The organism is Neobacillus bataviensis (genome assembly GCF_019969725.1).
In genome coordinates this window covers 351706-377530 of record NZ_JAHXYW010000002.1, presented here as the reverse complement: position 1 = coordinate 377530, position 25825 = coordinate 351706, and the positions used below count along the sequence as shown (strand labels likewise).

Here is a 25825-nt window from a genome sequence, read left to right as displayed (position 1 = left end):
CCTTTTTCGAAAATTAAAGCGCTTTCCCCAGCGCTCCAGCTGTTTCAATCGTGGAACCCGATACATAACTTGCCTTCTCTGAGGCTAAAAATAAAATCACACTGGCTACTTCCTCTGCTTCCCCTACTCTTCCCAGCGGAATATTTCTCTTTTTCGCGAGGTCTCCATAATAATCTTCCGCTTTTATTTCAGGAGCATTTTTCAATCGGCGCCGCTCCCATTGATCGGTACGTATCAAACCTAAGCTAACCGAGTTAACTAAAATATTATCGGAAGCAAGCTCTTGGGAAAGGGTCTTACTTAAATTTAGTAGACCTGCTCTTGTAGCTGCTGTAGCAATCATATGTCTTTCCGGTTCTTTGGCTAAGGTAGCATTGATATTAATGATTCTGCCGCCGCCCCGCTCGACCAAATAAGGATGAACCGCCTTCACCGCGTAAATGATGGCAAAGTATTTCAATTGAATTTGCTGCTCCCATTGTTCATCCGTCACATCAAAAAAGTACCCCATGACACTTTGTCCTGCTGCATTCACAAGGATATCAATCCCGCCAAAATGGGCTGCTGTCCCGTTGATGAACTCGTTGACATCCTCTTTACTCGTTACATCGCATGTTGCCGCATAAATGGAATCTATGGAGCCAATTTGCAGAAGATAATCATAGGCTTTTTCCTTCCGCTCGAGGTTTCTGCCGCAGACCGCTACTTTAGCCCCCTCCTGAAGGAACATTTCCGCTGTTTTTAATCCGACTCCAGAGGTTCCTCCCATTATGACAGCTACTTTATCCTTTAATCCTAAATCCATCGTGGCACCCCTCCTTTACACCAATTCTTTTGCTTTGACCCAGCCTAGATCCGGCTGTCCAGCCATCGCTGCCCGTGTTTCCGGTTTAGGAGGTCCGGCAATTCCCCATTGATCCATCAGATGTGGCACCCGTTTCCAAACACGCGCTACCCATTCGGCCTCATCTTCAACTGTTTCCAAATAACACGTATACTCCATGACAAACTTCGCTGGATCCTGGAAGTAGCAGAAAACATTATTCCCGGGACCATGGCGCCCAGGGCCCCAAATTTCTTGATAGCCTGCTTTTCTTACATTGGCGATTCCTCTCATCACCTCATCGACTGTGTCCACTTCATAAGCGATATGGTTAACAGAAGCATGCTGGTCCTGATTAAAAGCAATCGAGTGGTGCTTTCGGTTGCATCTCAGGAACGCCATTTGATGCTCGCTCCAGTCGGTTACTTTAAACCCAAGGACATTTGTATAAAAATCGACAATCATGTCGAGATCTTTCGTATTCATCACCACATGGTTCAATTTAACCGGGTCGACGTTTTTCTTATTCCAAATCGTCGTATGCATTTCCACATAGGCCGATAATTCGATGCAGCGATTTTCCGGATCAACAAAGCGCAGACCGTAGCCTCTTCCTTCTTCATCCAGGTAGCCCGGTTCGGAAACAATTTTGACACCCTTTGAAGTCAGAATTTCCGCTGCCCGGTCGACTGCATTTTTATCAACCATGCCAAATGCGATATGGTGCAAGCCGCTTTTTTCACCGGCTTGGAGACTTAATATATGATTTTCAGGACCTGCCCCGCGGAAGTAAACCGAGTGATCATCCTGAGATACTTTATCCAATCCCCAGATTTTTTCATAAAAATCAGCCTGTTCATTCAGCACCGGAGTGATTAAGCTGATATGCCGTAAATGTGTAATGCCTAACATCTCGCCACCTCCAAAGTCTTTTGAAAGTCAACAGGGATGATCCCGCCTATAAGGTAAGTGGACCATCCCTGTCAACGAAGAAATTCCTAGGTAATCAGGGAGTTTGAGTATGGAAACCCTGCCTAATCTTATTTTCCGTTAATAATTGCTTCTCTTTCTTTTGCACGCTGGATGCGAAGCTCTTCTAATGCGCTTCCCTTCGGATAAGTAGGAAGGTTCGGCTTCACGGCTCCAAGCATAACAAGCATGAGAGCCTCTTCATCGCTGTCGTTGCGGATTCCGCGGTAAACGCCAGGAGGTGAGCTGATGCAGTCTCTTTCGTTTAAAACGATTTCATGAACTTCCTCTTTGCCTTCTTCCTGAATAAGAGCGGTTACACTTCCTTTTAAGATAAAGAACACTTCTTCTACATCATCATGTAAATGAAGCGGACCTTCGCAGCCCGCAGGCAATACCATGGTGCTTAACGTAAAGTGTTCTGCAGCGATCACATTGCTGTCATTGTTAGCGGTTGCACCGCGGCCGATATAGCGCATTTGTGCTCTCTTATATTTTGGGTCGATTTCTTCCTGGAACTTTAAGACGTTCCAATCAAGACTGCGATCCTTTAGTCTCGCTACATATTTTTTCTCAAATGCTTCTACTGAAAATTTTTCTTCAGACATTTTCCAGCACTCCTTTTGTTTGATATGTTTTATATATAAAACAATGTTTTCTTTATAAACCAATAATAAATCCCAATATTATAATTGTCAATTAAAAATATTGAGAAAATTATATTTTTAAAACTATGTTTTATATACGTAACGTTTTAAACGTATTTAAACGGTTATGCGATTAGGTGGTACATTTTCAAGCTTAAGCTCTGAAGCTTCTTTCTTTAAGGTAAACAGATAGGCAATGAATCCAAGCGAAGCTGCGATAATCAACATGACGATCGAAGGTCCGAAATCCCCTCCAGAAATATCAACCATCCATCCCATGATATAGCTTGAAAACCCGCCAAGAATGTTGGTAAAGCCCATCAAACCAGCAGCACGTCCCGCTGTTTCAGGAGTAGAGAATTTAACAATAAATAAATTACTTAAATGGAATACACCGCCCTGTGCTCCCATTGCTAACCCCATACATACTCCTGCCATAACAGGTTGTGGAGAAAGAATTGCCGCTGTTAAAAATAACGTCGTCAAAAGAAACAGAATAGTCGCAAGTAAACCTGGACGCCTTGTTTTATCCGATAAGTAGCCACAAATTAAGACGAATCCTAAAGCAAAAAGCCAAGATAAAGAGGTGATTCCTGTCATTGCTTCTCTTGTGAACCCTTTCGCGCCGACTAAATAAGTAGGGAGCCAAATACTAATACCGAAAAATAAAAATGATGCCACTAACATGCCAAACCAGACAATCCAATAACGGAAATCCTGCACAAAATTTTGTTTTTTCGTTGATTCCTTGGAATCTGATTGGCGAATATAAGCTAATTCTTCTTTATCTAGTCGTGGATGTTCTTCAGGAGTATCACGAGTAAGGAAAATAAACATTGGAAGTACAATCAAAACATTAAACGCTGCTAAAATGAAAAAAGCAGCCTGCCAATGGAAGGTAGCAATCACGAGTGTCAAAATAATCGCTCCGCAAGCAGGTCCTAAATAGTTTCCTGCCAGCCAGGAAGATTGCGCTCTGCCGAGTTCACGCTGATGGAACCAGTTAGAGATAAACTTTCCGCAAATCGGGATCATCATCCCTTCACCGATACCAAGGATGATACGGCTCACGATAAACATCTCATACGAAGTAGATAACCCTCCAATAACCATAGTAATCGCCCAAGCAGTCAGACCCAGGATACCTGTCTTTCTTGCTCCAAGCTTGTCGATAATAAAGCCCCAAAAAATATTGGATAAAGCATAAGAAATGGTAAAGACAAAAGTAATCATTCCAATTTTGGCATTCTTATCTGCACCAGTTATTCCTAGATCATTTAAGAAGCCTTGATCCGTCTGGATAATAGAAATACCTAATTTATCAATTTGTCCAAAAAACCAAAAGAAGAAGATTGGTAAAGCAATATAAATCCACCTTTTGTTACCTTTTAGCATCAAATAGCCCCCTTTAGTTTTGAATATTCATGAACACGCTTTCAAAAATTTTATTATTAGTATACAGCATTTCAGCGGACCTAAACGGACGATTATTCCTCCTTATTTATTATTCGTAGTAAAGCTCTATGTTTTATATACAAAACACGGTTTCCTACTAAGTTTATTTTAAAATTTTGAGAAAATTGTGTCAACACAAAATGTGAATTTTGTTTTACAATTTAAAAATTGTTTTATATACAAAACGTTAAATTGAACTTGGATAATAAAAAGGCTTGCGAAATTTCGCAAGCCTTTTAGTTTATTTTGGCGTGGTAACCCATAAAGCCTGATAGTTGTTCGGAGACTTCAAGCACTTTTGGCAACGCAATTTTTTCAATAAATTCACTATTGAATGTTTTCTCGGTTGCTACGACATTGATTGCAGCCATGACTTGACCTGTGCGTTCAAATATAGGAGCAGCTACCGATTGAATTCCATGGTGAAATTCACCCTTAGTAATCGCAAATCCCTCTTTCCGAATCGTTGCTAATTCCTGTTGAAATTCCATGAAATCAGTTTGCGTTCTTTCCGTATATGGTTGTAAATTAGAGCCAAATAATATTTGGTTTAATCGGTCTTGAGGCTGAAAGGCAAGCTGCACTTTTCCATTAGCAATCGCATGTGCGGGCAGTCTCAGCCCTATATTCACATTCACGGCCGAAACACCTCTCACAGGTGCGCTCCCAACATAAACAACTTCATGACCATCCAAGATTGATAAATGACAAGATGCCCCAGTTTCATCCCTCAATTTTTCTAAATAGGGCTGAGCAATTTCAGGGAGCTTTAATGTACTTAAATAGGCAAATCCTAATTCCAACACCTTTGGAGTTAGACTATACCGCTTAGTATGCTCATCCTGATACAGATATCCAAGTGTTTGGAGCGTATACAATAATCGGAACGGTACCGTCCTGCTGACATCCAGTTCTTTCGCAATTTCAACCAAGGATAAAGTGGGGCGCTCCTCACTAAATAGCTTTAAAATTTCCAATCCCCTCACCAAAGCATTGGCATTATAACGTTCCTTTTCTTCTTTTGCCATAAGCGTTTCACCATCTCATTGTTATTAATTACTATTCTACAATTTTACCAAATATTAAGCAAAGCCTCGGGGAACTTTTATTGGGTCACGACTGAATTTAGGAAATTCAGGACGATTGAATTAAAACGATTGGGATCTTCTTGATAACATAAATGACCAGTCCCAGGGATGGTAACAAATTTTGAATCCTTTATGGACTCGTGAAAAATCTGGGACTCACTTATTGGTGTTACGATATCTAATTCACCGCAAATAACTAGAGTTGGAGCAGAGATAGAAGCTAGAATATCCATTTGATTCAAATGAAATAGGGAATACGCAACAGAGCGGAATCCCATTGGCCTGATTTGCGAATAGATTCTTTCTGCTTCTTTCTTAATTTCTGGGTCTGGGTTTGGGGAAAGAAGTTCCTTTACTCTTAGTGCCGCAAGCTCTTTCGGTTCCATTGATTCAATGTTATTTAATCGATTTTTTAATTTCCGGTCATTCTCTTCTTCACTCAAGGCAGCTGCCCCTCTTGTCGCATCAGAAATAATTAAAGCATCCACCATTTTAGGAAAGCGGTAACAAAAATCAAGGGCAATGGCAGAGCCCATAGAATGTCCCAGCAGCGTAACAGATTCATAGTTTAAATTTTCGATAAATCCTTTCAAAACATCAGCAAATTGCCTAAATTCCCTTAATTCCTCTTTTGGATCAGAGCTCTTTCCATAACCGGGGGCATCCCACGCAATCACCGTGTAATGCTCCGATAAGCCCCTTAATTGTTTTTTCCACGATTGAGAATTGTTTCCCATTCCATGTAAAATAATTAACGGGTCCCCCTCGCCTTCGATTTCATAATGAATTTGTAAATCTCCTACTTGTAAAAAAGCCATATTCTCCCTCCTTGTGTTTTATAAGCAAAACATTGTTTTATATTTTACATATTAAAACAATTACAAGATAAGTCAACAGAATTTTTAGAAAGTTAACTAACTTTCCATAAAAGCTTCACACAAATAAATAAGGCATGCACCTGTGCACGCCCTTTTATTAATCATGAAATACGATTTTATACAATGCCTTGATTCAATGTAATATCCTTTCTGCGATACACACTTAACACCACACCAATTAAGATCGCATTTAGCAGCGTGGGCATTAATCCATAGCTTATGAATGGCAAGGACATAGAAATCAAAGGAACAACGCCCAATGACATTCCGACATTAGTCCCCAGCTGAACGCCATAAAGAGCAACCGCCCCAATCAGAAGCAATTTGCCAAAAGGATCATTGATTTTGTTCATAACCACAATGATTCTTGCAACAAATAAGGATAAGATTACAACCAGGGCAATGGAGAAAAGCCAGCCGTAATAGTAGGTAAAGCTTACAAAAACAAAATTGGTATGTGCCTCGGGAATAAAAACTTGTTTGTCCAAATGGTTTCCGAACCAGCCTGCTTTTGACAGCAGGTCCTTAGCACTCAATAATAAATAACCTGCACCATCATAATATTTTTCAGGATTTAAAAAGGCAAGGAACCTGACTAGCTGATAATCCTTAAGAGTATTCCAAGATATGACGCCTAGAAGTAAAAGGGAACTGAACGCAAACGCCCAGATGAATAAAACCGTTTTCCGACTAAATGTGCTCCACCAAAGCATCACAAAAACCATGACGGTATAAATATAGGTATTTGAAACACTTGGAAGAGCCAAGAAGAAAGACACAGGAATGAGTAACAGAATTCCAAACTGCCAAACCTTCAATCTTGTGTTACTCAAAAACGAAGCCCAGGCAATAAAGAAAAAAGGCACAGCCATGAGGCTTTCAATTGTGATAGGTGGAATTCTTAAAAGCAGCAGTCCATTGACCGTCGTATTTGAAAAAAACCTTAACAGCAAAAGAATCAGCATACCGATGGCGTAAAATACCCAAACATGCTTTTTCCACTTCCGATAATCAATCAGCATGATTCCTAGAGCAGCCGTACCGCTGATTAGGGCAATGATAATCTTAAAGGTTGAAAAATGCCCTTCATTCATATAACCAAGTGAGAACAATGGCAAAAATCCGAGACCCAGAGTGGTAACGAACAGGATTACTAGCAGCCAGTCAACCTTCGGCCGATGGAGCTTGTTCAGCTGCTGTCCTAATTTGACCGGGCTTCCCATCTGCTCAACCGCTTTTATTTCGGCTTCTGATTCTGGAAGTCCCTTCTCAATCCAGATTTTCTTTGTTTCCTTCAAATGATACCCTAATTCCTCGGCAACAAATTTCTTAGCTTCCTTGGACTTGATTTGGTCGGTGACTTCATTTAAAAAGATATGTTTAATATTCTTCACTTTGGCCTCACCACTCTAATAGTTCTTTTAAAACAAACTGTTTCTTTGACTGCTTCTTTTCAGCCTTCCTTAGCGCTTTTCTCCCTTTATCCGTTAGCTGATAATATTTAGCTTCAGTTTCAACGCTCCAGCTTGATTGTAAATAGCCGGTCTGTTCCAGTCGATGCAAAAGCGTATATAGAAAACCTTCATTTTCTTCGATCTTTTGAATGCCCCTTCCCCTAAGAAGCTTCGTTAATTCAAAACCTGTTCTATCCTGAGCAAGTAGCTGCAAGACTGCTAAAAGGATCGTTTCTTCACTTTCATCTTGTCGTTTGATTTTTTCTAGAATGTTTTTTCGATGCTCTTCGGAGAAGTTCAACTCAGAAAACGTCTTCCGATCCATCGCTTTTTTTAAATTTCTCAATCGATTTTCCATCTTTCAACCCTCCAATTGTACCTTCAGTAGTTCCTTTGCACGTCTGAGCCTGGTTTTCACGGTGTTATCACCGATTTCGGTTAACTGGGCGATTTCTTTGATTGGCAGTTCCTCATAATAATAAAGATAAATGGCTTCCCTATATTTGACTGGCAGCTTCATGATGGCCGCAATCAGTTGATCATCCTCTTCTTTTTGGATTATGGTTTGCTCGACCAATTCTTTTTGTGTCGTATTGTTTATCGGTTCTTCTTCTGTGATAACAACATTCTTGTTGTACCAGCTTTTCAGAAAGTCCTTGCTATGATTAATGGCAATCCGCCATAACCATGTTCTTAGTTTCGCTTTACCGCTATATGTATGAAGACTTTGATAACACTTAACAAATATATCTTGAGTCAAGTCCTCTGCAATGGCTCGATTATTCACGTAGGAAAAAACAAGCTTCAGGACCTCCTGGCCATATCTGTTCATAATTTCATCGATAAGTGCTTCCTTATCTTCTGTATCTAACATTTCCACAGTTAATTCTTCCACGGATCCGTCCCTCCCTCTTAAACTATAGACGATATACTCCCTAAAGAAGTTTTTAAATTGAATTAATAAATTAAAAAACGTTAGGTACTCACCCAACGTTTTAACTCATTTACTTATCATTTGGATCAATAATTGCTAATACCTGATGGTCTTCCCATCTTCCGTTTATCTTTACATTTTTGATGGCAATGCCCTCTTTGTGAAAGCCGGATTTCTCCAGCACACGAATGGATCCAATATTATGTGGCATTACTCCTGCTTCAATTCTGTGCAATTTTAATTCATTGAATGCATAATCGACCAAAAGCTGCACAGCTTCTGTCGTATAGCCTTTGCCATTTTGCTTTTTATCTAAAAAATAACCGATAAAGGCACTTTGGAGAGAGAATCGCCAAACTTGAAAAAGATTAATGGTGCCGATTAATTTTCCGTCATTTTTAAAAATGCCAAAATTATAGGCTAGATCGTTATGACGATCTTCTTCATATTGCTTAATTCTTCTAATCTGAGAATCTAATGTATAAAACTCCTCATTACGTTCCATTGAAAATTTCTCAAAGAAACTACGGTTTTCTAGAAGCAATCCTAATAGATTTTCCGCATCCTCTGTTGAAAAAGGTCTTATGTAAATATTCTGACCGATAAGCATAATATCTTCCTTTCCTTCTAAAAACTGCGATACCCCCTATCGAAGTATCGCAGTTCATACAATGTATTATACTAAAAACGCTCCCAGGGCTACCATTGCTTTTTTTAGCGCCTGTTCATAGGCTTTATCTTTACCAACCACAGCACGGAAATCTTTTACATCACGAACTGTCGAGCGTCCCTCTATCTCATAGCCATTATTAAAAATAAGCAGACAGATGGTTGATTTATCGCTCATCCGGTGAAACTTTTTCTCGACGATCATTTCTTCTAATTTTTCGAGCTTATCGTCCTTAATCGAATGCGTCCGGGAATAAGGGATTACGATATGATCATAAATGTGGTGATTCTTACAGGTTACAAATAGAATATTTTCGCCATTATGCTCTACGTGATTGATCTCTCCACATTTTGGGCAAATACTATCTATGAACATAATTTCGCTCTCCCCTTAAATAATTTTTTCAAAGAAAAAAACATTTTAGCTAGCCTGCTGTGTTCTTTTATATATTTCAATTTCATTAAAAAAATACCTTCCAACATGGGAAGGTACACCAAATTTAATCTTATTTTAATGTTTTCTAATTTAAATTTTAAAATAGTAATGATGAATTCCTCACTTTTAACAACTTCAAAGATACTCTCCCCCTGCAAAAAATAAAATCTAGCCATATGACTAGATTTTATTTTTTACATCTTCTCTTATTGATTCAATCATTTGTTCTGATAAATTGGCCGGCAGCGAGGTACCCTCCTTAAAAACCCAGGCATTAACGAGTTCAAGATCTTCTTTTTTAAAGGTAATGCTGTAAACCTGATTCTCATATGTAATTTCCGCAGTGACAAATTCCTCATTGTAAAAATCATCATCAATGATCATATTGGTTATTTCATAAGGCTTCACGAGTAGTCTCCTTTTATCTTTTATGAATATAGGGTTAGCCTTATATGATTGATTATTCACTTGGTTTTGACAATATCCTTATTCTTGCGGTTCCTGACTTCTTCCATCTTAGCATAAAAACTTTCCTCAGCATCGATTCCGAAAAAATTGTAAAACTTGAGCATATAAGCTAGGCAGTCGGCCAACTCTTTCCCTAAATCTTCTTTAATCTGTTCCTTTGCCAGTTCAAAAGCCTTTTCTTCCGGTAATCCTTCTTTGACGTATGAAGCAGTCATGTTAAATGCCTTCCTGAGCTCTTCCGCTACTTCTGCAACCTCCGTTGTCAAAAGCATGTAATTATTTAGAAGAGAAGCCCTGCTTTTTTCAAAGTTCTCCTCGCTAATTTCCCATCCCATTTCTTTTTGGTACTGTTTTGAGAAAGTTTGAATATCTTTCATCCAAAAATCACCCCTTCTGATTTCATCCTTAACTTTATTTAATCAGACGATGGTTTAGTTTTTCAAATCCCTTGAATACATATTTACATTAAACTTGGAAAGGTTATAGGAAGGAGGCTGATGGCTATGAAAAAGGAAGATAAGCTGCAAAATTCAAGTCAAACGAATCACAAAAGGAATCAAAGTCAGGCAGGCCAGACTGTAAATCAAGATGATAATATCAAGGATTATAACAGAGCATGGGAAGATGACCGCCTTTAATACCGGCATCTTCCCTTTATTTTGTTTCACCGCGGCCACGGTATAATAACCCATATTTACATAACCTTTTGTGTTAAAAGCCATAATAAAAGCAAAAAAAAGAGGGGATTTTTATGAAAAAGGTTCTAATTAGTTTAATTGTATTAACGGCCCTTTTCTCCGAAAGTGTGAACCCGCTCATTTCTTCCAATAGAGCTGCGGCACAACATAAACCCATTCCACCATATGCAAAATGGGGCATTATGGCAATGGAAAAAACCCATGAGCGGTATCCAAAAGCAAATATCGTTGATTATCTTCATATTGGCAGAGTTACCGGCACAAAGACCTCAACAGAAAAATTCAAATTATGGTTAAAGGATAATAAAAGGGAATTCGGTGTATTCATTGATATTGAATTTAATAATCAAACACAGAAAGTTATTAAAATAACATTCAGGGAGTCATCAAAATAAAATGCTCAAGAAATTCGCATTAAAAACTAACCAACGTGATCAAATGATTGAAGTTACACAGCAAGTTCAGGATTTTATTAAGGAAATGGGCACCCAAGAAGGTGTCGTCGTTGTTTATTGCCCTCATACAACTGCTGGAATAACGATTAATGAAAACGCTGATCCCGATGTGAAAAGCGATATGATTCGCCGCTTCGACGAAGTGTATCCCTGGAATCATGAACTCGATCGCCATATGGAAGGCAATACCGCTGCGCATATGAAAGCCAGTACTGTAGGGTCATCGCAGCATGTCATTGTAACAGATGGCAGTTTGCTGTTGGGGACATGGCAAGGAATTTATTTCTGTGAGTTTGACGGCCCGCGAAAACGGACTTTTTATGTGAAAGTTTTCTAAAATAAACTCATTCGTACTAATCCTCCAAATTCTACAATAGAAAAATTTTCTAAAAAACACGATAAATTAGTAGTCGATTCCCACTGTCTGTTATATAATATAATCAACAAATTAAACCTGTTATATAATAATCAAACATGATATGGGGGATAAGGAAATGAATAAAACAGACTCAATAGCTCGGAGAATACTAGGTTGGAAGTTAAATAGATGGGACCGATGGTATGACTATGAAAAGAATTTATTCATTCATGATTCTGAATTTCAACCAGAACATAACCTTGATCATGCCATGCTCATCGTGGAAAAGCTAAGGATGTTTGGATACACCTATACAACAAATGGTCATTCAGAGGTCAGCTTTAATGACGTCAAGGCAACTGGCGCCACGTTATCACAAGCCATTACAAATGCTGCCTACTCCATCATTGAAAAACACTCATCAGTTGACAGCGCAAGATTATGGCAACAACTGTGCTAAAACCAAATTCAAAATCATAAATGAAAAAGAACCTGGAATCTCCAAGTTCTTTTTTTCTTGTTTAAAGATATCTTAAAAATCTCTCAGGATTATTTAAAAAATCTTTCGTGAGCCGGACATGCTCGACATCCTCATAATTAATCTGCTGGAGAACTCCATCCTCGATCGCGTATATTTCTGCATTTGGAAGGGCCATTAGTATTGGAGAATGGGTGGCGATAATGAACTGGGCGTCTTCCTTCACCATATCATTGATCATCGAAATTAACGTGAGCTGTTTTAGCGGTGATAACGGCGCTTCCGGTTCATCCAAAATATATAATCCATTCGGTTGAAAGCGCGCTTGAAACAAATCTAAAAAACTCTCCCCATGCGACCGGACCTCAAGCCCTTCACCGTAAAAATGCTGTAAATCGTACAATGTATGGGCATAAGGCAGTACTTCCAGACTAAAAGGATCTTTCGCTTTAATCTCTTTTAGAGTTTGTTGGGATTCTTCTTTTATCGTTGCTAATCTATGCGTGAAATTGATAAAATCATTGGCCCTGAAAAAGAAGCCCTTTTTAGTTTTGACACTCCAGGTTAACTTCAATTTTTGCCCAAGCTCTCTCGCAGGAGCAAGTGTGGGATCGGAGTCAATGTTTTCGCCGCCGATTAAAATGCTGCCAAAATTCGCTGCGATAGCTTCGAGCAAGGTCGATTTCCCTGATCCATTATCCCCGACAAGAATTGTTATTGGCTTGATAAAGTGTAGTTCTGTAAATTTTTTTATAAGAGGAAGATTAAATGGGTACTCATCTTCTTCAATTTCACTTGTTAAAAAAACTGATTTTAGATGCACCATTAAGACCTCCGATTCTACTCGTTACTAGATTTTATTTCTGATAATAAATTCTTGGATGCAATCGATCACTACATTTGCCGCATTAATCGTGGCAGTGATATCTCCCTGGATTTCTAAACTATGGTCAGCTTTTGGAATCACCACGGTGTTCACAAGCCCGTTATTTTTCAAAGAAGCAATTTTCTCCTCGAAATAGTGATGATCATCATCCCCAATAACACAAAGAGACGGACGTTCCGTTTTCATTATGGCCTGGTACACAGTATCCACTTTTAGCAAAGGTGTTAACCAGATTCCCAACGCATTGGGAAAGAGATTTTTCTGTGTCCATTCCATTGCCATCGGAACCGTCCCGATGGATTTACTCAACAGAAACGATTGTTCATAGTGGGTGTTCCTCAGAACTTCTTCGATAACAGCTTTAACATCTTTATACATCCATTGCTTTTGTTCTGCTTCTTCGAGCTTTTTAAAGTGTTCATTTTTTGCAAAGGTATAATTGATATGGAGAACATCCACGTGATTGTTTAAACACATACTTGTTGCATAATAAAATATCGGTCTGTCAGTTGAAATATCCAAGCCCTGGAAGCATGATACAAATGTTTTTACTTGGTTGTTCATACCGAATCCATGTATAGGGAATGGTTGAATGTTCGTTTCTCACCACTTGGTTTGCACTAATTTGATACATGCCATTCACCTCTTATTCATTTGGTCCGAAAACCAACAAAAATGGATTTTAATAGAATGCCCACTGTCAGTTCCCCTTTAGATTTACTTTTTCAAAATGTTCAACCGTTGGAAATGGGTCATAAAAGTGGTGCAAAAGCTTTTTCCATTCCTGATATTCCTCTGATTGCCTGAATCCAACCGTATGATCCTCTAAAGTTTCCCACTTTACCAACAGCAGGTATTTTCCGTCTGTTTCGATGCAGCGCTGTAATTCGTGAGACTGGTAGCCCTTCATCGATGAAATAATGGTTGAGGCCTTTCGAAAAGCTTCTTCAAATTCTTGTTCCATCCCCTGTTTAACCTGTAGCATAGCCGCTTCTAATATCATTTTCTCCCCCTGGATATGATAAATTTTGGTAATCTAAGTCTATCATACGCAGACCCTTAATTGGAAACCAACAACTAGGTATTTTTAAAGTGATTCTTGATATAATGGTATATTCAAGGAGTGATTTTTTTGAAAATAATCAAATACCTTTTGATATTTGTACTTTTTATTGGTGTTGGGGTCGGGGCATGGCTTTATTACCCGCAATATCAAATTCATAAAATGAAAAAGCAAACCGTTGAAGCTAGCAAAGATAATACCAGTGTTTCTTATTTAGATTATTTTCGGGATTCTAACGCTTCTCAAATAGATCATCTTGCGCTAGGTGATTCTATCATTCGCGGAGTGGGAGCTGGGGAGAATGAAAATCTTGTTTCGAAATTCTCTAGCAAGCTGGAAAAGCAAATTCATAAACCAATTGTCTTTCAAAATGAAGGTATAAATGGAATTACAAGCGGGGAATTAGTTGCACTTGTTCAAGAAGGCCGATTTGATGAAGAAATCAAAAAGGCTAACATTGTGACGATTAATGTGGGGGGAAATGACGTTCTTAGGATGGCAAAAGGGCAAAACTTCCAAAACGTCTTCCAATCGTTTAATCAATTACAAACTTCCTTTTCAAAAAATTTGTCTGGCATTGCTGATAGAATTCACATGCTGAATCCTGACGCTACAATCGTCTTTTTAGAATTGTATAATCCGTTGTCTCCTGAAAACGATATGTATTCTTTGGCGGACAAATTGCTTCCAAAATGGAATCTGCAAATTTATCAGGTAGCTAGTCAATATTCATCATCCATAGTGGTGGAGACGACACAGGCTATTAACGGGGAAAAGCTGCAAAATTTATCACCTGATGGAGTTCACCCGAATTCGGCTGGTTATACGGCCATATCGGAGCTTATGATCGATCAGTTTAAACACCAATATCGGAAATTACCAGTATAAAAAAAACAGCCATTGGCTGTTTTTTTATTTCCCTATGAATTCTTGTGTCCAGTAGTTCCCCTGTGAAACGTAACCTACACCAATATAATTGTAGTTTGGACTTAAAATATTTTTTCGGTGTCCTTCACTATTCATCCAGGCATTCACAACTTCTTCTGGAGTCCGTTGCCCCATAGCAATGTTTTCACCTGCATAACGGTAGGTAATACCGTATTTTTTCATCATATCAAATGGAGAACCATATGTCGGGCTCGTATGGCTGAAATAACCATTAGCAGACATATCGCGTGATTTTTCATGGGCCATTTTGCTAAGCGTCAAATCAACCTTAAGCGCAGGCAAACCGTTTTTTGCCCGTTCTTGGTTAGTAAGATCAACGACTTTTTGTTCATATGCACTTAAGGTGCTGGTTGTTTGAGTTGTAGTTGTTGGTGTTGTCTGCTGCTGTACTGGTTTCGGTGCCGGAGTCGGGGTAGACTGCTGAGTTTGCACCGTTTGATTGCTTGGTGCCTGAACCTGCTGTTTTTGAGTTAATGTGATTCCAAAGCTGGCAAAATATTTTTCTATTATGCTATTAATCTCGTTCATATTGTAGCCTTGAAAAACATGTACCGCCTCTTGTGTTGTTGCGGTATTTGAGGCTGCGTGTGCCTTATTTAGTACTGGAATTGCTAAAGCTAATGCCGCCGCTGCAGCCACTGTAAGAATCGCTTTTTTCTTAAACATGATAAATCCTCCTGTTATGAAAATTGCCGTTCATTAGCAAACTCATCATAACATGCGATTTTTGTAATATTTTAGGGAGAATTTTACAGGGGTTCTTCACAAACTATTTTTAAGCTTTTTAAAATATTAACTCTATAAATTATTTGAAAAGTTTCCAGAAATTATAATAAAAATGAGGGTTGACAGCTTTTAATATGGCGGCCGTTTATGACAAACATTTCAGAAAAATATCTATGCTTACAGCAGGGTGACTGTATTGATTTGTTAGAACACGGCTATATGACCGGAGCCTCCTCTTTTCCGCCTTTTCGGTCACCTAGAACCCGGCTACGTGACCGGAGCATTTACTTTTCCACTTTTCGGTCACGTAAAACCCTGCTACGTAACTGGAACTACTACTTTTTCATCTTTTCAGTCACCTAGAACCCTGCTTCGTGACCAAAACCCCTGCTCCATCTCCATTTAGAGCACGTAGAGCAACTTTAAAGATATTTACGAGCAATCTTCTTTGCAACGGATACCTTTTCTTCCTAAAGTAATCGATAATGGCTCAGGCATGGATGAACAAACTCTATCAACTCTCCAAAAACGTCTTCTGGAGGAAGAACATACGATAGGCGGCAAAAATATTGGCATTAAAAATGTCCATGATCGGATTCGTCTTCACTTTGGTGAGGAATATGGGCTGCAAATTGAAAGTAAACTTGGAGAGGGAACGGCTGTGACAATTTGTATGCCGATTGTATACTCAAATGAAATGGTCGTTATGGACTAGCGACCTTTTCATTTAATCCGAACGGTTAATTAATTTATCTCGATCGTGGACTTGAGGCGGCTTTTCCAGCCACCTTTCTTTAATATCATTTTGGCTCCATCTTCTGCATAACTCGCTAATTCAGCGATTAATTTAGCATATTCTAACCCAATGTCTTTTCTAACACTTCCGCCAATAGCGGTCCCAAAATCAGCAATGGCAATCGCACTTAAAAGATTAGCTTGAAACAGCATTAATTTATCGGAAAATGGCGGTTCAATCGATCCGGTGATTAAGGAATCCCACGTAGAAGGATAGGAAGTATTGCTGTCTTGTAAAATCTCGAAAAAGGTTTTGATCTGTTTTTTCCCAATCTTTGATCCCCGTTGCAGAAAGGTCCTTATTTCTTGTGACTTAGCCACTTGGCTAAATCCCAATAAAACGGTTTGGCCTACATGGCAAACTTCGATATTGGTCCCTAAATGGGCAATTTCAATTGCTAACAAGGGTCGTTGCTTGCCCAAAAATTGTCCTAAAAAATCATTGTCCTCCACGAATAAAACCTCATCGGGATAATCCAAATAGGGCGACCTTACATAAAAACCATATTCTAGAGATAAATCAACAGCTAAATCATACATGGTTTCTGTTTGGCTGTACCAAAGCTTATACAATTCACGAATGTCCTTTCTGGCAGCAATGGCTTTCGCTAATGAATAGGTGTTCAAACCGGTTCGGCCCATATGCTCTAGATACCTCAAGTAAAATTCATCGGAAAACAATCTTGGGGCATTTTTATGTATATCGTTTTCGCCAAAGCCTTGAGGAATAGCAATTTGCTCTTTTTGAAATAATTCAGTGAGTGATTCAAGGTGATTTTCTGCGATTTTCAAACCTAAGTCGATAATTTTTTCCGTTTTTTTATCTTCGACGGTATTTTTAAAGTGGAGGAGCATGCATTTGCCCATCGTGTCAGCCATATAAGTATTCCATAAGGTTGCGAGCTCAGAGGCTGTTAGACGCGGATGGCGATTGGTACTCATTCATTCATCTCCCCTTTTTTGAATAAATTTCCCTATGTAAGGCATTTTTATTAGTGGAAAAATTAAGCGTTAATAAAAAAACACTCCCGCTTGCTGCGGAAGTGTCTTTACATGATATTAGGCTACATTCTCTATTTTATCATCATTAAGTTTATGGCCTTCCCATTTGGTAATGACAATGGCAGCAAGGGAGTTTCCAACAATATTAACGCAGGTACGTGCCATATCCAAAATCCGGTCAATTCCCGCAATAAACGCTAGTCCTTCAACTGGGATTCCAACACTTCCCAGGGTGGCAAGGAGGACGACAAATGATACACCAGGAACTCCGGCAATTCCTTTTGAAGTTAACATTAATACAAGTACTAATGTAATTTGGTGACCTATACTCATATGAATACCATACATTTGCGCAATGAACAACGCCGCTATCGCTTGATATAACGTTGACCCGTCAAGATTAAAAGAATATCCCGTAGGAATGACAAATGAGGTAATTCCTTTTGGACATCCGATTCTCTCCATTTTTTCCATGATTCTTGGGAGAACGGTTTCAGAACTTGCTGTAGAGTACCCCAGAATAAGTTCGTCTTTTAAGTAACGAATTAGTTTAAATATACTGTAACCAGCAATTTTTGCTACTAAACCAAGAACAACTAAAATAAAGAAAATCATAGCTCCATAAACGACGAGTACTAATTTACCTAATGGAATCAATGAAGTAATTCCAAACTTTGAAACGGTAACACCAATTAAGGCAAAAACACCAAGTGGAGCCAGTTTCATGATTTGATTCGTGACATAGAACATCGCATCAGCTGTTCCTCTAAAGAACTTGAGGATAGGCTCCCCTTTTTCCCCAATAGCCGCTATACCGATTCCGAACATGACGGAAAAGAAAATGATCGCAAGCATATCTCCATTTGCTAATGATTGGATAATATTGGTCGGTACAATATTGATAAAGGTATCAGCCATCGAATGTGACTCTGTTTGTTCCGCAGTTTGAACATAAGTATTAATATCAGTTTTCGTTAAGTGGGAGCGGTCAACCCCAGACCCAGGCTGGAACACATTAGCCGCAAGAAGGCCCACAAAAATAGCAATTGTCGTAATGATTTCGAAATAAAGAAGGGTCTTACCTCCAAGCTTCCCCAGCGATTTCATATCACCCGCGCCGGCAACCCCAACGATTAGACTGGAAACCACAATCGGCACAACAATCATTTTAATTAATCGAATAAATATCGTTCCGATAGGCTGCAGCCAAGTAACTACATTCTCATTTCCATAAAAAATGGCTCCGACAATAATACCAAGTGCCAGACCAATGAATATTTGCCACGCTAAACTAATTCTCTTCAATACAATTCCTCCTCTTCAACAACTAAATTGTTAGTTATTTTTTACTATATAAAAATTAATATGTAGAGATATCTTCCCCGAGTCGATATTCAAAATAACTATATTTACCGAGGATAACGCTTACTTAATAATCATTTGATTTTTTAAAATCATTTTTTTAGAATAACATGAAATACATTATTGAGGAAGAGATATGTTTGCCAATTGAAAATTTTGCCGTTTTCTCATATCTTGTTACAACCATTTTCTGTGTTATAATATTTCCCGGCATAAGTAAAATATAAATATTATTTACTTAATGCGGGTGGGAGAGGGCAACACGAAAGTGTGTGATTAAAATATGAGAGGAGTTTTCAAACTTAAGCAGAACAAAACAAATTTGAAAAAGGAGGTTATAGCAGGGTTAACATCGTTTTTTTCCATTGTCTACATTATAGCCGTGAATGGAAATATCCTTCAGGATGCCGGAATACCGATTGAAGCTGGGATTATCGCAACCGTACTTTCTTCGCTGATTGGCTGTTTACTAGTTGCCTTTATGGCAAATGCACCATTAATCATCGTACCTGGAATGGGCATTAATGCCTTATTCACCTATACCATCGTAGGTTCGATGGGGCTGAATTATATGGAAGCGTTAGGAGCCGTTGTCGTATCTGGAATCCTCTTTGTGATTGTAGCCTTTACAAAATTATCAGTGATTTTGTCTAAGGCGATACCTTCGTCCTTAAAAGAATCGATTTCAGTGGGAATTGGCCTATTCATCGCCTTTATTGGCTTGCAAAAAAGCGGAATTATTGTGGGGAATCCCACTAACTTCGTAGCTATGGGGAATTTATCTGCCCCGATGGTTCTGGCATCAATCATTAATCTAATTATCACGTTATTTTTATTTTTGAAAAAAGTACCGGGGAATTTCTTAATCAGTATTATTCTAGGGACTATCATTTCCTACTTTTTTGGTATCGTTCATTTTTCAAAAATGGATACCAGCTTTATTTCCTTCGCAGACTATAAAAATGTTTTATTAAGCGCAGACTTTGGAAACATGGCCACCATTCCGTTTTGGACGGCTGCCTTTTCACTGGTTTTAGTTCTCGTTTTTGAAAATATCGGACTGCTTCATTCGCAGGTGAACGGAATGCTGGAAGCACCGGAAAAAAATGAGAAATCACTTAAAGCCATTTCAATTTCTACAATTGTTTGTGGATTATTAGGCACAAGTCCATCTGTTTCGACGGTGGAAACAGCGGCGGGAATCACGGCTGGCGGAAGAACGGGGTTAACCTCTGTTGTAACAGGTTTACTCATTTTATCATCACTTTTCTTCATGCCTTTTATCAAACTCGTACCAAGTTCGGCAATCGCACCAATCCTCATCATCATTGGAGGATTGATGCTGACCAATATCGTAAATATCGATTTTACAGACTTTACCGAAGCGTTCCCGGCATTTCTTGTTATTATCATGATTCCGTTAACCTACAGTATCGTCGATGGAATTGCGTTTGGATTTATCGCTTACCCGCTGGTTAAGCTTTTTACAAACAAACAAAAGCAGCTTTCTCTCTCGATTTATATTATTTCGATGCTGTTTTTGACCAATTTCCTGCTGCACACAGTTTAATAAGCGCACAAAGGAGCCATTTGGCTCCTTTTGCTATTTTTGTGCTTGTATTGCATAGTGTTGGCTTTCGGTTTCAAATGGATTTTCTTCAATTACGAATCCAAGGTCTTCGATGAGCTGGTAATCTTCTTTAGCGGCTTGGCCATCGGTTGTCAAATAATCACCGACGAAGATGGAGTTCGCAATAAACAGCCCCAAGTTCTGTAAGGAGCGTAAATTGTATTCCCGTCCCCCAGAAATCCGAATTTCTTTAGATGGATTCACAAATCGGAAGAGTGCCAGGATTTTCAGGCAGCGCATTGGCGTTAAATCATCTAAATTCTCTAACTTTGTTCCTTTTATCGGATGCAGGAAATTAACCGGGATGGAATCTGCATCAAGCTCCTTGAGTGCAAATGCCATTTCTACAATATCATCATCCGTTTCACCCATTCCGCAAATTACACCGGAGCATGGTGAAATCCCTGCTTTTTTCAAGTTTTCAATCGTATGGATTCGATCATCATAATCGTGAGTAGTCGTAATATTAGCATGATGATTAGCACTAGTATTGATGTTGTGATTAAAGCGGTCGACACCTGCCGCTTTCAGCTTTACCGCCTGGTCTTCAGTCACAAGCCCCAAACAGGCACAAATTTTAATTTGCTCTACCTCTTGTTTGATTTGTTCGACAGCAGTTATCACTGTATCGACTTCATTGTTGGTGGGTCTTCTGCCGCTCATGACAATACAGTATGTACCGATTTTGTTCTTTTTCGCTTCTTTTGCTCCTTCGACTATAGTTTGTTTGCTGATTAACGTGTAGCGGTCAATCTCTGTTTTTGCTTTAATCGATTGGGAACAGTAGCCGCAGTCCTCTGGGCAGAGTCCGCTCTTTGCATTAATAATCAAATTCAGTTTTACTTTTTTTCCATAAAAATGTCTGCGAATCTCAAAGGCAGCATGGACAAGTGCCAAGACTTCGTCATCATTGACCGCCAAAATCTCCTTAGCTTCTTCTTTCGTTAATGAATACCCTTCGATTACTCTCTGTGCCAGCTTTAGCCACTCCACTTGATCACCTCATATTTATTTGTTAACCTTTTTTATTCTTTGGTTTACATATAAAATTATAAAACATTTAATCTTCTAATCAAGTATTATTTGTTAACCAATTTAAAAAGTAGTTGACATAAATTTATTGATAGTTTTAAAATCAGTAATATACAAATAAAAAAGTGGGGATGGATTATGAAAATTTTAGATATTACATACGTTGCTCTGCTTGCGGCATTTATGGGAGTATTGGGGTTTATTCCACCAATCATGCTTTCGTTTACACCGGTACCGATTACGATCCAAACCTTAGGTGTTTTGCTGGCCGGCGGTGTTTTAGGGCCAAGACTCGGCGCCTTAAGTATGACCGTCTTTTTATTGGTTGTTGCGGCTGGGGCACCACTATTATCGGGAGGCCGCGGAGGAATTGCTGTATTTGTCGGGCCAAGTGCCGGTTACCTTTTCGCTTATCCTTTAGCTGCTTTTTGCGTGGGCTATCTAATCAAGCGATTTAGCAAATTGAAATTACGAAATATTTTACTTGTCAATTTAACAGTGGGAATTTTCCTGCTTTACCTCATCGGTATCCCTGTTCAAGCTTTTGTAATGGATATTCCGATTGAGAAAGCCATCTTAACAAGCATGGCCTATATTCCTGGAGATATCTTAAAAGCAATACTTGCTTCTTATTTAGTTTATAGACTGGTAAAATCTCCTGCTATAAAACGCAACTTGCACAAAAATGTAGAGACACTTTAATGTGTCTTCTTTTTTTGGTTATGGTTATCCGCTGATTGAGTGTTGTTATCCGCTGATTGGCGCTGCTTATCCGCTGATTGGATTACGTTATCCGCTAATTAGAGCATGTTATCCGCTGATTGAAGCACGCTATCCGCCAATTGATTTGCTTTTCGCTGATTGGATTACGTTATCCACTAATTAGAGCATGCTATCCGCCAATTGGCTCCGCTTATCCGCTGATTGGCTCTCCTATCCGATAATAACTTTACCTAAACTTGTGTTAGTATGTAAAAAGAGGTGATAAATATGACATCCATAACGGAAACATACATAAACCATGCTCAATCTTCCCCTGAAAAAATCGCTATTCAAACTAACAATAAACAAATAAACTATCACACCTGGCACAAGATGGTGTGCAAAACGGCAAACTGGCTGGATTCTCTTAATCTTGAACATCGAACAATAGGAATCTTACTACCAAACGGAATCCCCTTCCTACAGCTATTTGCTGGGGCAGCCACCGCCGGCTGGACTTCCGTTCTCTTTGATTTGAAATGGACCGAAACCGAGCTGCAACATCGGCTAACATTGGCCCAGCCATCCATCCTTATCACAACAGGTGAGTTTTTTTCAAAAGTCCAGCATCTCCCTGTAAACAGCCTAATATGGGAGGATGTCCTTTCAGAAGTCAATAACGCTGCCTCAAGCAGAGCCATAGAGATAGACGGAAAGACCCCGTTTTATATGGGATTTACATCTGGGACAACCGGGAATCCGAAAGCCTTTATTCGTGCTCATGACTCATGGGTAGCAAGCTTCGATTGCAGCCGATATGATTTTCAGCTCAATGAACATGATCATGTAATCGTGCCTGGGGCATTGATTCATTCCCATTTCCTCTATGGCGCCATTAGCACCTTATTTATAGGAGGAACAGTCTATCTACTCGAAAAATTTTCTTCGAGTAATTCCTTAGCATTAATGGAATCGCTGCCTATTACAGCTGTCTATGTCGTACCAACCATGGTCGCAGCCTTTTTAAAAGATGGATCTCGCATTGAAAAACACATTAAATTCCTCTCCTCTGGTGCAAAATGGGAGGAGAATTCCAAGCAGCGAATCCGGCAGATGTTCCCGTCCCTCTCCATGTACGAATTTTATGGAGCCAGCGAATTAAGCTTTGTTACCGTATTAAACGATAATGATAGAAAGCCTGGCTCCGTCGGCAAGCCCTGTCATAATGTCCAAATCCAAATTCGCCGTTCGAACATGGAGGAAGCTAAACCAAACGAACCCGGGAAAATTTTTGTAAAAAGTAACATGCTTTTCATTGGGTATCTCCAAACGGAGGGGACTTCCGGTCATCAACGCATTCGTCCGATCCACGACGAAAACGGCTGGATTACGGTTGATGATATGGGTTATCTAGATGAAGACGGCTACCTTTACATCTCGGGCCGTGAAAAAAATATGATTTTATACGGAGCGATTAATATTTTTCCAGAAGAAATTGAAAAGGTAATTGGTTTGCATCCTTCTGTCGAAGAAGTAGCCGTCATCGGCATCCAAGACTCATATTGGGGACAAATTGCCGCCGCTGTCGTAAAAGGTAACGCAACGATTATGGACTTAAAAAAATTATGCAAGCAGCATTTATCATCCTATAAAATCCCGCGGAAATGGTTTTTCATCGAGGAAATGCCGCATACAACCAGCGGAAAAATTTCCCGCCCGGAAGTGAAGGAATTAATCGAAAACGAGGTGACGAGCCATTAAACGAGCAGTCATTGTCCGTGCAAAACGAACACCGGTTGGAAAAAAAAATGGAATGCTGCATTGCCTAGAACCACAGGAATTGACAGCTCCCATCCTCAGCCATTTAGCTGACGGACTTGGTGAAAACGTTGATGACGTGATATTAGGCAATGTTACGGGGCCTGGAGGAAATATCGGCCGGTTATCCGCGCTGGCAGCAGGTCTTCCTCTTTCAATCCCAGGTTTGATGCTGGACCGGCAATGCAGTGCTGGTCTTGAGGCCATCCGGCTAGCCTGTTATTTCATTCAAGGCGGTGCAGGATCGTGCTATATCGCTGGTGGTGTTGAAAGCTCCAGTACCTCCCACTTTGAAAAACGGGCCCGCTTCTCTCCTGACAGCATTGGGGATCCTGACATGCTCGAGGCGGCGGAAATGGTCGCCAAAAAATATGGAATATCGAAAGAACTCCAGGATGAATATGCCTTTCTAAGCTTTGAACGCAGCTGGGAAGCGTTTGAGAAAGGAATTTTTGCGGAGGAAATCGTCCCCGTTGAACAATGGAGCAATGATGAAGAGTTTTTTAAAAAGAGGAACATGGAAGCTTTGCTTAGAAGAGCCAAACCGATTTTTGAGAATGGTACCGTTACAGCGGGCAACAGCTGTGGAATTAATGACGGGGCTGCTGCAGTGGTGGTAATGGAGGAGGAAACCGCTCGTGCTCGCGGCTTCATACCCGTGCTTCGCTTTGTTGACAGTCAGGTTGCCGGGGTCCATCCCTTTTATCCAGGGGCAGCACCCATACCAGCAATCCAAACATTATTAAATAGAAATGGGCTCACTGTCGAAGACATTGATTTGTTTGAAATCAATGAAGCTTTTGCCTCAAAAATGGTTGCTTGTTCACAAGAACTCTCCATTCCCTATGAAAAATTGAATCTGGGCGGCGGTGCGTTAACGGTCGGCCACCCCTACGGCGCCTCTGGTGCTATTTTGGTCACTCGGCTTTTCTATGAAGTCCAAAGAAGACATGGAGTAAAATATGTTCTCGCTGCGATCGGAAGCGGCGGCGGAATAGGTGTTGCTGTGTTATTTGAAACGGTTAGGGAAAAAGGTTTAGAAGACAATACAAATGATGATTGGTAGGTTCATTGCCCGGGATGAAGTAAAAAGTACTCCCTCGGGCAATGAAACGCCTATTCATTTACCCTAATGTCAAAATACGCTCTCCCACGGTAAATGAAAGTTGTTTAAAGCACAACATGTTCCTCCCCAGTTTGCCTTTCCAGCCAACCAATAAGGTCTTCCAAAAACTGTTCCCGTCCTTCGTCATCAAACGGACGGTGCCGCATGGCTGGATATTCTAATTTCTGTTTGTTCTGGGAAGCGACAGACTCAAAGAATTGTTTCAGCTTATCGGGGGGAGTTATTTCATCTTCTAACCCAAACTGCAGCAGAAAAGGCAGATTTATAGAGCTTGCTTCTTTTGTTAAACGCTCTACTGTCAGCATTAACCCTCGTCCCAGTCCAGGTGTTACCGTATCATGTCGCAATACGTCAGAATTAAGTTTGTCAATCATATCCGGGTCTCGAGTTAACCTATTAATATCCCCAGGTTTTACAATACTAAAATCCGGTTTAAGCTTACCCATTAGAGATATCAGCAGCCTTTCCGATCTAGTCGCTTCGTAGGAAATCGCCGGGGCAATAGCAATAACCCCTGCAAGATTGGTACCATGATCTAATACATAATCAAGTGTTACAACCCCGCCTAAGCTATGACCAAGAATAAACAATGGCAGATTGGGAAACTTGGAAACTACCATCCTGCGAAACTTATCTAAATCAACTTTGTATTCCTCCCAGATCCGAATAAAGCCCCTCTTACCCGAACTTTTTCCATGGCCGCGCTGATCATAGGCATAAACAATATAATCATTTTCCACCAATCTAGTACTTATGTTTTCCAAGCCCCCACTATGGTCACCATGCCCATGTACTAAAATCATGGCTGCTTTTGGGATCGTCTTCGGTTTCAAAACCCGATAATGAAGCTCCACTCCATTATGGCCATTAAAAGTCCCTTCTTTCATCGATTGAGTCTCTCCTTTTTTATAAAAAAATCCATGCC

The 25825-nt window shown here is 39.7% G+C and carries 31 protein-coding genes; 10 read left to right on the top strand and 21 right to left on the bottom strand.

Annotation, left to right across the window (positions count from 1 at the left end):
• Positions 1-13: 13 nt before the first annotated feature.
• From LC455_RS06595 to LC455_RS06535, 13 genes are all read right to left on the bottom strand, one after another.
• Positions 14-805, bottom strand: a complete 792-nt coding sequence (locus LC455_RS06595) for an SDR family oxidoreductase (RefSeq protein WP_223589227.1) — start codon at positions 803-805, stop codon at positions 14-16.
• 15 nt (positions 806-820) lie between these two features.
• A complete protein-coding gene (locus tag LC455_RS06590) occupies positions 821-1735 on the bottom strand; it encodes a VOC family protein (RefSeq protein ID WP_223589226.1) in 915 nt (304 codons plus the stop codon).
• 128 nt (positions 1736-1863) lie between these two features.
• A complete protein-coding gene (locus LC455_RS06585; protein ID WP_223589224.1) occupies positions 1864-2400 on the bottom strand; it encodes a cupin domain-containing protein in 537 nt (178 codons plus the stop codon).
• Between the two features lie 156 nt (positions 2401-2556).
• A complete protein-coding gene (locus tag LC455_RS06580) occupies positions 2557-3834 on the bottom strand; it encodes an MFS transporter (RefSeq protein WP_223589223.1) in 1278 nt (425 codons plus the stop codon).
• Positions 3835-4130: 296 nt separating this feature from the next.
• A complete protein-coding gene (locus tag LC455_RS06575; protein WP_223589221.1) occupies positions 4131-4922 on the bottom strand; it encodes an IclR family transcriptional regulator in 792 nt (263 codons plus the stop codon).
• 77 nt (positions 4923-4999) lie between these two features.
• On the bottom strand, positions 5000-5800 hold the full coding sequence (locus LC455_RS06570; RefSeq protein ID WP_223589220.1) for an alpha/beta fold hydrolase: 801 nt from the start codon (positions 5798-5800) through the stop codon (positions 5000-5002).
• Positions 5801-5976: 176 nt separating this feature from the next.
• Positions 5977-7254: an FtsW/RodA/SpoVE family cell cycle protein gene (locus tag LC455_RS06565; protein WP_223589218.1), complete on the bottom strand. Its 1278-nt coding sequence runs from the start codon at positions 7252-7254 to the stop codon at positions 5977-5979.
• 7 nt (positions 7255-7261) lie between these two features.
• A complete protein-coding gene (locus LC455_RS06560; protein WP_223589217.1) occupies positions 7262-7672 on the bottom strand; it encodes a PadR family transcriptional regulator in 411 nt (136 codons plus the stop codon).
• Positions 7673-7675: 3 nt separating this feature from the next.
• Entirely contained in the window at positions 7676-8209 is a 534-nt protein-coding gene (locus tag LC455_RS06555; RefSeq protein ID WP_223589215.1) for a sigma-70 family RNA polymerase sigma factor, read from the bottom strand.
• A 109-nt stretch (positions 8210-8318) separates the two neighbouring features.
• Entirely contained in the window at positions 8319-8858 is a 540-nt protein-coding gene (locus tag LC455_RS06550; RefSeq protein WP_223589214.1) for a GNAT family N-acetyltransferase, read from the bottom strand.
• Between the two features lie 66 nt (positions 8859-8924).
• Entirely contained in the window at positions 8925-9293 is a 369-nt protein-coding gene (locus LC455_RS06545; RefSeq protein ID WP_223589212.1) for a Gp49 family protein, read from the bottom strand.
• A 240-nt stretch (positions 9294-9533) separates the two neighbouring features.
• Positions 9534-9761, bottom strand: a complete 228-nt coding sequence (locus LC455_RS06540) for a hypothetical protein (RefSeq protein WP_223589211.1) — start codon at positions 9759-9761, stop codon at positions 9534-9536.
• A 56-nt stretch (positions 9762-9817) separates the two neighbouring features.
• Positions 9818-10198, bottom strand: a complete 381-nt coding sequence (locus LC455_RS06535; protein ID WP_223589210.1) for a MazG nucleotide pyrophosphohydrolase domain-containing protein — start codon at positions 10196-10198, stop codon at positions 9818-9820.
• Positions 10199-10324: 126 nt separating this feature from the next.
• Here LC455_RS06535 and LC455_RS31325 point away from each other — a divergent pair, with 126 nt between their 5' ends.
• From LC455_RS31325 to LC455_RS06520, 4 genes are all read left to right on the top strand, one after another.
• The gene (locus LC455_RS31325) at positions 10325-10459 is read left to right on the top strand and encodes a hypothetical protein (RefSeq protein WP_263297695.1); all 135 of its coding nucleotides are present in this window, start codon (positions 10325-10327) and stop codon (positions 10457-10459) included.
• Positions 10460-10572: 113 nt separating this feature from the next.
• Complete coding sequence (locus tag LC455_RS06530; protein WP_223589208.1) at positions 10573-10914, top strand: DUF3889 domain-containing protein; 342 nt, start codon at positions 10573-10575, stop codon at positions 10912-10914.
• A 1-nt stretch (position 10915) separates the two neighbouring features.
• Positions 10916-11311: a secondary thiamine-phosphate synthase enzyme YjbQ gene (locus tag LC455_RS06525; RefSeq protein WP_223589207.1), complete on the top strand. Its 396-nt coding sequence runs from the start codon at positions 10916-10918 to the stop codon at positions 11309-11311.
• A gap of 157 nt (positions 11312-11468) precedes the next feature.
• Positions 11469-11792: a BC1872 family protein gene (locus LC455_RS06520; RefSeq protein WP_223589205.1), complete on the top strand. Its 324-nt coding sequence runs from the start codon at positions 11469-11471 to the stop codon at positions 11790-11792.
• A 61-nt stretch (positions 11793-11853) separates the two neighbouring features.
• Here the strand turns inward: LC455_RS06520 and LC455_RS06515 are convergent, their stop codons facing one another.
• The 3 genes from LC455_RS06515 to LC455_RS06505 form a co-directional block, all read right to left on the bottom strand.
• A complete protein-coding gene (locus LC455_RS06515; protein WP_223589203.1) occupies positions 11854-12636 on the bottom strand; it encodes an AAA family ATPase in 783 nt (260 codons plus the stop codon).
• 24 nt (positions 12637-12660) lie between these two features.
• Positions 12661-13260, bottom strand: coding sequence for an alpha/beta family hydrolase (locus tag LC455_RS06510; RefSeq protein WP_223589201.1), 600 nt, complete (start codon positions 13258-13260; stop codon positions 12661-12663).
• 136 nt (positions 13261-13396) lie between these two features.
• The gene (locus LC455_RS06505) at positions 13397-13699 is read right to left on the bottom strand and encodes an antibiotic biosynthesis monooxygenase family protein (protein WP_223589199.1); all 303 of its coding nucleotides are present in this window, start codon (positions 13697-13699) and stop codon (positions 13397-13399) included.
• A gap of 129 nt (positions 13700-13828) precedes the next feature.
• Here LC455_RS06505 and LC455_RS06500 point away from each other — a divergent pair, with 129 nt between their 5' ends.
• Positions 13829-14647, top strand: coding sequence for a GDSL-type esterase/lipase family protein (locus tag LC455_RS06500; protein ID WP_223589197.1), 819 nt, complete (start codon positions 13829-13831; stop codon positions 14645-14647).
• 24 nt (positions 14648-14671) lie between these two features.
• Here the strand turns inward: LC455_RS06500 and LC455_RS06495 are convergent, their stop codons facing one another.
• On the bottom strand, positions 14672-15373 hold the full coding sequence (locus LC455_RS06495; RefSeq protein ID WP_223589195.1) for a CAP domain-containing protein: 702 nt from the start codon (positions 15371-15373) through the stop codon (positions 14672-14674).
• Between the two features lie 508 nt (positions 15374-15881).
• Here LC455_RS06495 and LC455_RS06490 point away from each other — a divergent pair.
• The gene (locus tag LC455_RS06490) at positions 15882-16148 is read left to right on the top strand and encodes a sensor histidine kinase (protein ID WP_223589193.1); all 267 of its coding nucleotides are present in this window, start codon (positions 15882-15884) and stop codon (positions 16146-16148) included.
• Positions 16149-16177: 29 nt separating this feature from the next.
• On the opposite strand, the gene LC455_RS06485 is transcribed toward LC455_RS06490, so the two are convergent.
• Together LC455_RS06485 and LC455_RS06480 are read right to left on the bottom strand one after the other, a co-directional pair.
• The gene (locus tag LC455_RS06485) at positions 16178-17170 is read right to left on the bottom strand and encodes a DUF3231 family protein (protein WP_223589192.1); all 993 of its coding nucleotides are present in this window, start codon (positions 17168-17170) and stop codon (positions 16178-16180) included.
• 117 nt (positions 17171-17287) lie between these two features.
• Entirely contained in the window at positions 17288-18535 is a 1248-nt protein-coding gene (locus LC455_RS06480) for a cation:dicarboxylate symporter family transporter (protein ID WP_223589190.1), read from the bottom strand.
• Positions 18536-18875: 340 nt separating this feature from the next.
• Here LC455_RS06480 and LC455_RS06475 point away from each other — a divergent pair, with 340 nt between their 5' ends.
• Positions 18876-20162: an NCS2 family permease gene (locus LC455_RS06475; RefSeq protein WP_223589188.1), complete on the top strand. Its 1287-nt coding sequence runs from the start codon at positions 18876-18878 to the stop codon at positions 20160-20162.
• A 33-nt stretch (positions 20163-20195) separates the two neighbouring features.
• Here LC455_RS06475 and bioB read toward each other — a convergent pair whose 3' ends face one another.
• Entirely contained in the window at positions 20196-21215 is a 1020-nt protein-coding gene (gene bioB / locus LC455_RS06470) for a biotin synthase BioB (protein ID WP_223589186.1), read from the bottom strand.
• 177 nt (positions 21216-21392) lie between these two features.
• Between bioB and LC455_RS06465 the strand changes: the two genes are divergently transcribed.
• From LC455_RS06465 to LC455_RS06455, 3 genes are all read left to right on the top strand, one after another.
• Complete coding sequence (locus LC455_RS06465; RefSeq protein ID WP_223589184.1) at positions 21393-21956, top strand: biotin transporter BioY; 564 nt, start codon at positions 21393-21395, stop codon at positions 21954-21956.
• A 288-nt stretch (positions 21957-22244) separates the two neighbouring features.
• A complete protein-coding gene (locus LC455_RS06460) occupies positions 22245-23717 on the top strand; it encodes an AMP-binding protein (RefSeq protein WP_223589183.1) in 1473 nt (490 codons plus the stop codon).
• Entirely contained in the window at positions 23713-24840 is a 1128-nt protein-coding gene (locus LC455_RS06455) for an acetyl-CoA C-acyltransferase (protein WP_223589834.1), read from the top strand. Before LC455_RS06460 ends, LC455_RS06455 begins: the two co-directional genes overlap by 5 nt.
• Positions 24841-24944: 104 nt before the next feature.
• Here the strand turns inward: LC455_RS06455 and LC455_RS06450 are convergent, their stop codons facing one another.
• The gene (locus LC455_RS06450; protein ID WP_223589181.1) at positions 24945-25787 is read right to left on the bottom strand and encodes an alpha/beta hydrolase; all 843 of its coding nucleotides are present in this window, start codon (positions 25785-25787) and stop codon (positions 24945-24947) included.
• Between the last annotated feature and the right edge of the window lie 38 nt (positions 25788-25825).

Excerpts from the sequence above, each read along its gene's own strand:
- LC455_RS06595 (WP_223589227.1), bottom strand. The coding sequence starts at position 805 with ATGGATTTAGGATTAAAGGATAAAGTAGCTGTCATAATGGGAGGAACC.
- LC455_RS06590 (WP_223589226.1), bottom strand. The coding sequence starts at position 1,735 with ATGTTAGGCATTACACATTTACGGCATATCAGCTTAATCACTCCGGTG.
- LC455_RS06585 (WP_223589224.1), bottom strand. The coding sequence starts at position 2,400 with ATGTCTGAAGAAAAATTTTCAGTAGAAGCATTTGAGAAAAAATATGTA.
- LC455_RS06580 (WP_223589223.1), bottom strand. The coding sequence starts at position 3,834 with ATGCTAAAAGGTAACAAAAGGTGGATTTATATTGCTTTACCAATCTTC.
- LC455_RS06575 (WP_223589221.1), bottom strand. The coding sequence starts at position 4,922 with ATGGCAAAAGAAGAAAAGGAACGTTATAATGCCAATGCTTTGGTGAGG.
- LC455_RS06570 (WP_223589220.1), bottom strand. The coding sequence starts at position 5,800 with ATGGCTTTTTTACAAGTAGGAGATTTACAAATTCATTATGAAATCGAA.
- LC455_RS06560 (WP_223589217.1), bottom strand. The coding sequence starts at position 7,672 with ATGGAAAATCGATTGAGAAATTTAAAAAAAGCGATGGATCGGAAGACG.
- LC455_RS06550 (WP_223589214.1), bottom strand. The coding sequence starts at position 8,858 with ATGCTTATCGGTCAGAATATTTACATAAGACCTTTTTCAACAGAGGAT.
- LC455_RS06545 (WP_223589212.1), bottom strand. The coding sequence starts at position 9,293 with ATGTTCATAGATAGTATTTGCCCAAAATGTGGAGAGATCAATCACGTA.
- LC455_RS06535 (WP_223589210.1), bottom strand. The coding sequence starts at position 10,198 with ATGAAAGATATTCAAACTTTCTCAAAACAGTACCAAAAAGAAATGGGA.
- LC455_RS31325 (WP_263297695.1), top strand. The coding sequence starts at position 10,325 with ATGAAAAAGGAAGATAAGCTGCAAAATTCAAGTCAAACGAATCACAAA.
- LC455_RS06530 (WP_223589208.1), top strand. The coding sequence starts at position 10,573 with ATGAAAAAGGTTCTAATTAGTTTAATTGTATTAACGGCCCTTTTCTCC.
- LC455_RS06525 (WP_223589207.1), top strand. The coding sequence starts at position 10,916 with ATGCTCAAGAAATTCGCATTAAAAACTAACCAACGTGATCAAATGATT.
- LC455_RS06520 (WP_223589205.1), top strand. The coding sequence starts at position 11,469 with ATGAATAAAACAGACTCAATAGCTCGGAGAATACTAGGTTGGAAGTTA.
- LC455_RS06515 (WP_223589203.1), bottom strand. The coding sequence starts at position 12,636 with ATGGTGCATCTAAAATCAGTTTTTTTAACAAGTGAAATTGAAGAAGAT.
- LC455_RS06510 (WP_223589201.1), bottom strand. The coding sequence starts at position 13,260 with ATGAACAACCAAGTAAAAACATTTGTATCATGCTTCCAGGGCTTGGAT.
- LC455_RS06505 (WP_223589199.1), bottom strand. The coding sequence starts at position 13,699 with ATGATATTAGAAGCGGCTATGCTACAGGTTAAACAGGGGATGGAACAA.
- LC455_RS06495 (WP_223589195.1), bottom strand. The coding sequence starts at position 15,373 with ATGTTTAAGAAAAAAGCGATTCTTACAGTGGCTGCAGCGGCGGCATTA.
- LC455_RS06485 (WP_223589192.1), bottom strand. The coding sequence starts at position 17,170 with ATGAGTACCAATCGCCATCCGCGTCTAACAGCCTCTGAGCTCGCAACC.
- LC455_RS06475 (WP_223589188.1), top strand. The coding sequence starts at position 18,876 with ATGAGAGGAGTTTTCAAACTTAAGCAGAACAAAACAAATTTGAAAAAG.
- LC455_RS06465 (WP_223589184.1), top strand. The coding sequence starts at position 21,393 with ATGAAAATTTTAGATATTACATACGTTGCTCTGCTTGCGGCATTTATG.
- LC455_RS06460 (WP_223589183.1), top strand. The coding sequence starts at position 22,245 with ATGACATCCATAACGGAAACATACATAAACCATGCTCAATCTTCCCCT.
- LC455_RS06450 (WP_223589181.1), bottom strand. The coding sequence starts at position 25,787 with ATGAAAGAAGGGACTTTTAATGGCCATAATGGAGTGGAGCTTCATTAT.